The sequence below is a fragment of the Streptomyces sp. NPDC001156 genome (assembly GCF_053598275.1).
In genome coordinates, this window is record NZ_JBSFJX010000305.1 from 1 (window position 1) to 7,486 (window position 7,486).

5 protein-coding genes are annotated in these 7,486 nt (G+C 68.8%); 2 read left to right on the forward strand and 3 right to left on the reverse strand.

The genetic code is table 11. The features are described from left to right. Positions 1 to 91 precede the first annotated feature (91 nt). The 3 genes from ACWDA7_RS48415 to ACWDA7_RS48425 form a co-directional block, all read right to left on the reverse strand. On the reverse strand, positions 92 to 676 hold the full coding sequence (locus ACWDA7_RS48415) for a TetR/AcrR family transcriptional regulator (RefSeq protein ID WP_450614026.1): 585 nt from the start codon (positions 674 to 676) through the stop codon (positions 92 to 94). A 129-nt stretch (positions 677 to 805) separates the two neighbouring features. Then, positions 806 to 2,314, reverse strand: a complete 1,509-nt coding sequence (locus ACWDA7_RS48420) for an MFS transporter (protein WP_450614028.1) — start codon at positions 2,312 to 2,314, stop codon at positions 806 to 808. Between the two features lie 405 nt (positions 2,315 to 2,719). Beyond that, on the reverse strand, positions 2,720 to 3,373 hold the full coding sequence (locus ACWDA7_RS48425; protein ID WP_450614030.1) for a TetR/AcrR family transcriptional regulator: 654 nt from the start codon (positions 3,371 to 3,373) through the stop codon (positions 2,720 to 2,722). A gap of 254 nt (positions 3,374 to 3,627) precedes the next feature. On the opposite strand from ACWDA7_RS48425, the gene ACWDA7_RS48430 reads away from it, so the two are divergent. Next, positions 3,628 to 6,849, forward strand: coding sequence for a bifunctional cytochrome P450/NADPH--P450 reductase (locus tag ACWDA7_RS48430; RefSeq protein ID WP_450614032.1), 3,222 nt, complete (start codon positions 3,628 to 3,630; stop codon positions 6,847 to 6,849). Between the two features lie 160 nt (positions 6,850 to 7,009). Next, positions 7,010 to 7,486, forward strand: a 477-nt coding sequence (locus ACWDA7_RS48435) for an alcohol dehydrogenase catalytic domain-containing protein (protein ID WP_450614034.1), incomplete at its 3' end; no start/stop codon positions are given.

Sequence of the window (7,486 nt, forward strand, 5' to 3'; positions counted from 1 at the left end):
GAACAGCCGCCCCAGCAGGGAACGCCCCACCCACAGGCGTGGCACTCCCGAACAGGAACTGGTCGGACGGCATCCCATTACGGGATGACTCTTAGGACCAACCTCGCAAGGCGTTCACGACGGCGTTCACGGTGTCGCGTCCCAGGTGGTTCCCGGCGAAGAAACGCTCGAAGAACAGCGGTCCGGCGGTGGCCATGGCGAATGTCTCGGGGGTGACGTCGGGCCGGAGTTGGCCGCGCTCGACGGCTGCGGTAACCGCGGGACGCAGGGCGTCGGCGATCTGGTTCAGCAGTGACTCCCGGAGGCGGCGCATACCTTCGTCGTGCCGTGAGCCCCCGAGGACCGCGGCAAGGACGGCCCCCGCTTGCTCGTCGTCCCAACGCTCGGCGAGCACGTTCAGACGGTAACTGAGTTCCGCTCGCGGATCGTTGCCCGAAGCGGCCCGAAGCTCCTCGGGTACCGGAGGGAGAGGGGGCATGCCGGCCTCCAGCGCGGCCAGGCGGAGGTCGAGAAGGCTCGGCCAGTGCCGGTAGACGGTTGCCCTGCCGACGCCGGCACGAGTCGCAACCGTTTGATGTGTCACGGCCTCCAGCCCACCTTCCGTGAGCAACGCGGTGGCCGCCGCGACCATGGCCTCACGACTGCGCAACAGACGCGGATCTGTTCGATCTTCCACCTGGTACACCTTCCGCTGATAGAACCCGAGTCGCAGCCACTGTGGGACATCCATTGAGCAGGGGAGGGGAGCCGCAAAGACCCTGTTCGCCCCCCTTGAAGGTGGGCCCTCAAAGCACTGCTTGTCCCGCTACATATGAACGGCGGGTGCGGCGCTCTCGTCGTGGTGCGGCACGCCACGGCGGTACAGCAGTACGGTCACCACCAGACCCAACACGAAGACGGCTGTCGACCACCAGTAGGCCGTGGAGTAGCCCTCGAGACCAGCCTGCGCCAGGACGCCGGGGTCCTTGGGGTCACGGCCGGAGAGGTAGTTCGTGGCGGCGTCGGAGGCCATCGTGCTGAGCAGGGCGACGCCGATGGAACCACCCACCTGCTGGACGGTGTTGACGGCGGCGGACGCGACTCCGGCGTCGGCCGCGGCCATACCGGAGGTGGCCAGGCTCATCGCGGGCGCGATCACCGTGCCCAGCCCGATGCCGACGAGCACCAGCTGGGGCAGCACCTGCGTCATGTATCCGCTGCCCAGGTCCAGCGTGGTCATCCACACCAGGCCGGCGGCCGCGATGGCCATCCCCAGCGGAACCACCGGCTTGGGACCGATGCGCCGCACCAGGACGTTGTTGGCCACCGCGGAGGCGGAAGAGGACGCCACGATCATGGGCAGGAAGGCGAAGCCCGTCTTCAGGGTGCTGTAGCCGAGGCTCTGCTGCAGGTAGTAGGTGAGGAACAGGAACACGCCGAACATGCCGGCGCCAGTGACGAAAAGGGCGGCGAAGGAAGCACCGCGGTTACGGTCCAGGAGGACCCGCAAGGGCAGCAGCGGGTACGCCGCCCTGGTCTGCCACCACACAAAGACGGAAACCAGTACGGCGCCGGCCGCCAGCATGCCCCAGGTCTCCACCGAACTCCAGCCGTGCGTCTCGGCGTTCGAGAACCCGTAGACCAGGCAGAACAGGCCGATGGAGACCAGTACAGTGCCGAGGACATCGAGCTTGGAGGACGTGTCGCGCGGGATACGGTGCAGCAGCGCGGCACCACCGACGAACGCCACCCCCGCGAAGACCACGTTGACGTACATCGTCCAGCGCCAGTCCAGGTACTGGGTCAGCACCCCGCCGAGGATCAGGCCGATGGCTCCGCCGGCACCGGCGACCGATCCCGCGACGGTGAACGCCTTCGCCCGCTCACGCGGCTCGGTGAAGGTGGTCATCAGGACCGACAGGGCCGACGGGGCCAGCAGGGCGGCGAACAGGCCCTGAACTGCGCGCGCGATGACGAGCATGGCGAAACCGTTCGCCGCACCTCCCACCATGGAAGCGATCGCGAAGCCGGCCAGACCCACCAGGAAGGTCACCTTCTGCCCGACCAGGTCCGCGACCCGGCCACCGAGCAGCAGCAGACTGCCGAAGGCCAGCGCATAGGCGGTGACCACCCACTGCCTGTCGGCGTCCGAAAAGCCCAGGTCGTGCTGGGCGGACGGCAGGGCGATGTTCACGATGGTGCCGTCGAGAACACCCATCAGCATCGACAGGGAAATGACCAACAGAATCCACCAGCGACGCCGGTGCGACGGGTCGGGCACATTCTCAGGTGTGGTCTCGGCGCCGCAAGCAGCGACGGTGGCGTTCTGGGACATGGGGGCAGCCCTCCGGACAGCGGATGGGGGTGGAGGAAGAGAGAAAAGAACGGACCGAGAGATCGGGTAGGTCTCATCCGGTACGGGGCGCCACTTCGCCCTCATGGGCGGGAGCACTCGGCGGCGTAGCCGCCTCGGTGAACGGATGACGCGGGTGATTCAGCCCGACGAGGCCGACGGTCTCCCCCTTCAGGACAGAGACCAGGAACAAGCCAACCACTATGGTCATTTCACGGTTCGGCGCCGGCATACGGCTGCCGTGTAGAGGCTGGATGTGGAACCACCCCGCCGGGCGGTCTCACCCGATGTGACGGGGTGGCTCCCCTGTGTCGCAGCCTGATGTCGCCCGACTGCGGCGCACCTCAGGGGCCAGCGCTCGGGGCGCAGCGTCTCAGGCTGACTGGCTCAATGGCCGGCGTGCCGCCCGCCACGACCGGCGGTGAGCCGGCTTTCCAGGCCCGTGATCAGCGTGTCCATCACGAGGCGGAACATGTGGTCCTGGTCAGGGCCTTCAGAGGCCGCACCCGTAGAGCCAGGGTGTGCGTCCACGGCCCCGTCTTCGTCGGCTTCAGGGCCGTGGGGCTTGAGGGTCGACCACTGGTGGAGTGCGCCGTTGAGTTCTGCGGTGAGGACACCGATGACGACGGCGACCATGAGTGCGGCGATCTTCGAGACCTCTGACCGCGGTACCCCGGCAGCGGCCACGATGGCGGTGAGGGCGGTCCAGAACGGGTCGTCGGGTTGGATGAAGTCCGGCTGGTGGCTGAACGAGTACGCCAGCAGCTTAGGGTGACGGTGCGCCAGGGCCCGGAAGTCCGTGGCGAGCAGCCGGATCCGCTCCTGCCAGGGAGCGTCCTCCAGTGTCACGGTGCGGAACTGCGCTCCGACCATTCTCGTCACGCCGCGCAGCACGGCTTCCTTGTTCGGCACGTGGTGGTACAGCGACATCGGGTTCGCGTCGAGCGCGGTAGCGAGTTTGCGCATGGTGAGCGCCTCGACGCCGTCCGCGTCGATGAGCCGCAGGGCGGCGGCATAGATCCCGGCCTCCGTCAGAGGCACGTCTCTCTTCCTCGTTCCCCGCGGGGGACGTCTCACCTTCTTTTCCATACCTCGTACGGTATCAGTTCCGTACGGAGTATGAAAATGAGCTTCACCACAGCCCCACCTGGACTCCCGAGGTTGCGCTCCTCTTTCCGTACCGCGTATGGTTCTAATTCCATACGGCGTATGCTTCCGTACGGCGCCACGGCATCGACCTGCGCAGCGCGCCCTTGCCCATCCCCCTCCACCCCCTCCGCGCAGAGGAGCAAGACATGACCACGCACCCCGCGAACGACCTTCGCCCCATCCGGTCCCCGCGCGGGATCCCCCTGCTCGGCAACACGCCGCAGATCCCCGACACCAATCCGGTCGAGTACTTCGCCGAGCTGTCCAAGCAGTTCCCCGAGGGCATCTACGGCTTGGACATCGCCGGTATCGAGCAGATCTTCGTCTACGACCCGGACCTGGTGGCCGAGGTCTCCGACGAGACGCGGTTCTTCAAGCAGATCGAGAAGACGCCGCTGCAGCATGTCCGGGACTTCGCGGGCGCGGGCCTGTTCACGGCCCACCAGCACGAGGAGGAATGGGGCATGGCCCACCGGATCCTCCTGCCGGCGTTCAGCCAGCGGGCCATGAAGGCCTACTTCGGGCAGATGCTGGAGATCGCCCAGAACCTGGCGGGCAAGTGGGAGCGCAAGGAGGGTCAGTCGGTCAACATCACCGACGACTACACCCGGCTCACCCTGGACACCATCGCCCTGTCGGGGTTCGGCTACCGGTTCGACTCCTTCGCGAAGGAGGAGCTGCACCCCTTCCTCAACGCGCTGCTGGGCGCGCTGGTGGAGTCGCTGCGGCGCTCGCAGGAGCTGCCGATGATGACCAAGCTCCGCAAGGCCGATGCCAGGAGGTACGCCGAGAACGTCCAGCTGATGCAGGAGCTGGTCGAGAGCGTGATCAAGGAGCGCCGCGAAGGGAAGGGCAGCGGCGAGGAGGACCTCCTCGGGCTGATGCTGGAGGCCACCGACCCGGAGACCGGCAAGCGGCTGTACGACGACAATGTCCGCGACCAGGTGCTGACGTTCCTGATCGCCGGTCACGAGACCACCAGTGGTCTGCTGTCGTTCGCCACGTACTCGCTGATGCGCAACCCGCACGTCCTGGCCCAGGCCTACGCCGAGGTGGACCGCCTGCTGCCCGGCGACACCGTCCCGGACTACGACACGATCATGCAGCTGGACGTCATCCCGCGGATCCTGGACGAGACCCTGCGCCTGTGGGCTCCCATCCCGTCGTTCGGCAAGACGGCGCGGGAGGACACCGTCATCGGCGGCCACTACGAGCTGAAGAAGGGTGCGAAGGTCCTCATCCTGGAGGGCCCGCTGCACACCCACCCCAAGGCGTGGGAGCGGCCGGACGAGTTCGACATCGACCGGTGGCTGCCGGAGAACCGGGTCCGGCAGCACCCGCACGCCTACAAGCCGTTCGGCAACGGCGTGCGTGCCTGCATCGGCCGCCAGTTCGCGCTCACCGAGGCCCGCCTGGCCCTCGCGCTGGTGCTGCAGAAGTTCAAGTTCTCCGACACCACCGACTACAAGATGGACCCCCGGGAGGCGCTGACCCGCAAGCCCGGCAACTTCGAACTCATCGTCCGCCGCCGCCAGGAACACGAGCGGACCGTCTTCGGCGCCGCGGACGTGCAGACCGGCGACACGCAGGCGCACGCAGCGGTCAGCGGTGTCGGGGTGAACCTGACCGTCGCCTACGGCTCCAGCCTCGGCTCCTGCGAGGACCTGGCGCGCACCATCGCCGACCGCGGCGAGCGCTCCGGGTTCGGCACCACGCTGGTGAGCCTGGACGAGCTGGGCGACAACCTGCCCACCGAGGGCCTGCTCGCCGTGGTGGCCGCCAGCTACAACGGCAAGGCCCCCGACAACGCCCAGCGCTTCGACGACCTGCTCGCCGCCGGACTGCCCGAGGGCTCGCTGGCGAACGTGCGGTACGCGCTGCTGGGCGCCGGCAACACCCAGTGGGTGGCCACCTACCAGGCATTCCCCAAGCGGATCGAGGAAGGTCTGCTGGCCGCCGGCGCCACCCCCGTCGTCGAACGCGGCATCGCGGACGCCGCCGGTGACTTCGACGGCATGGCCACACGGTGGACGGACAACCTGTGGGCCACCCTGGCCGAGGAGTACGCCGCCGACACCTCCCAGGCGAGCGGCCCCCGCTACCAGGTCCGGCTGCTCACCGAGTCCGACGTGCGCCCCGCCATCGTCTCCGAGCAGGCCTACCCGCTCACCGTGGTGGCCAACGAGGAGCTGGTGGCCGACGCGACCGGACTGTGGGACTTCGCCATCGAGCCGCCGCGCCCGTCCGCGAAGTCCATCACCTTCGAGCTGCCCGACGGCGTCACCTACGACACCGGCAACCACCTGGCCGTCTTCGCCAAGAACGAACCCGCCCTGGTGGAGCGCGCGCTGAGGCGGCTCGGCGTCGACTACGACCAGGTGCTCCGGCTCGACCAGCCGGACGGCGGCCGCACCCACCTGCCGGTGGGCACCCCGGTCACCGCCGGCATCCTGCTCACCGAGTTCCTGGAGCTGCAGGACGTGGCCACCCGCTCCCAGATCCAGACGCTCGCCGAGCACACCGAGTGCCCGTGGACCCGGCCGCAGCTCCAGGCGTACACCGCCGACACCGAGGAAGCCGAGGAGCGCTACAGCAAGGAGATCCTCGGCAAGCGCGTCTCGGTGCTGGGCCTGCTGGAGCGCTTTACGGCGGTCGAGCTGCCGCTGGCGGTGTTCCTGGAGATGATGGGCCCGATCCGGCCCCGCTTCTACTCCATCTCCTCCGCCCCGTCGGCCGACCCGCGTCATGTGCGCCTGACCGTCGGCCTGCTGGAGGGCCCGGCCCTGTCCGGCGACGGCCAGTACCGCGGCACCTGCTCCTCCTACATCGCGGCCCTGGAGCCCGGAGACGTCGTCTACGGCTACGTCCGCGTCCCCTCCCCCACCTTCGCCCCGCCCGCCGACCCCGCCACGCCACTGATCCTGATCGGCCCCGGCACCGGCATCGCACCGCTGCGCGGCTTCCTGGAGGAGCGGGCGACACAGCACGCCAACGGCACCCAGGTGGGCGCGTCGCAGGTCTTCGTCGGCTGCCGCCACCCGGAGCACGACTACTTCTACAAGCAGGAGATGCAGGACTGGGAGCGGGCCGGCATCGCACAGATCCACACCGCCTTCTCCGCGGTGACCGGCCACCCGGCCCGGTTCGTGCAGAACGCCATCGCCCATGCCGCCGACAGGGTGTGGCAGGCCATCGAGGACGGCGCGTACATCTACGTCTGCGGTGACGGCCGCCGCATGGCCCCCGCCGTCCGCGAGGCCCTGGCCGCCATCTACCGCCAGCGGACCGGCAACGACGACGAGGCCGCCCAGCAGTGGCTCGCCCAGCTCGAAGCGGACGAGCGCTACCAGCAGGACGTCTTCGCCTGACCGTCGCACGCCGTCAAGGCGCGCTGACCCCCAGCCGCCGGGAGGCGTGCGGACGTCCTGCCTCCCCCGCACGCCTCCCGGCCCCACTAGCCATTCAGACACCACACGGCACCCATCGGCCCGATCCGCCGGGAGTGCCGCTCACAGAAAGCAGACCCCCATGGACACCATGCTCGCCGGACGCTTCCACCTGGACAACAAGAAGTTCGCCGTGGAGGAGGTCCCCGTCCCCGTGCCCGGTCCGGGCGAGGTCCTCATCGAGGTCAAGGCCGCCGGCGTCTGCCTCTCCGACGTCCACCTGATCGACGGCTCCCTCGTCCCGCTGTTCGCCACCTCCGACACGGTCACCGTCGGACACGAGGTCTCCGGTGTGATCCACACCCTCGGCCCCGACCTCAAGCGCGGCCTGACCGTCGGCACCCGCGTCACCCTCGAGGCCGGCAAGACCTGCGGCACGTGCGCCGGCTGCGTGCGCCACCGCCCCTGCACCCAGATGCTCACCGCCGGCATCGACTACGACGGCGGCTGGGCCGAGTACGTGATCGCCCGCGAGGACACCCTCATCCCCATCCCCGACAGCCTCCCCTTCGACCAGGCCGCGATCATCCCCGACGCGGTCTCCACCCCCTACGCCGCC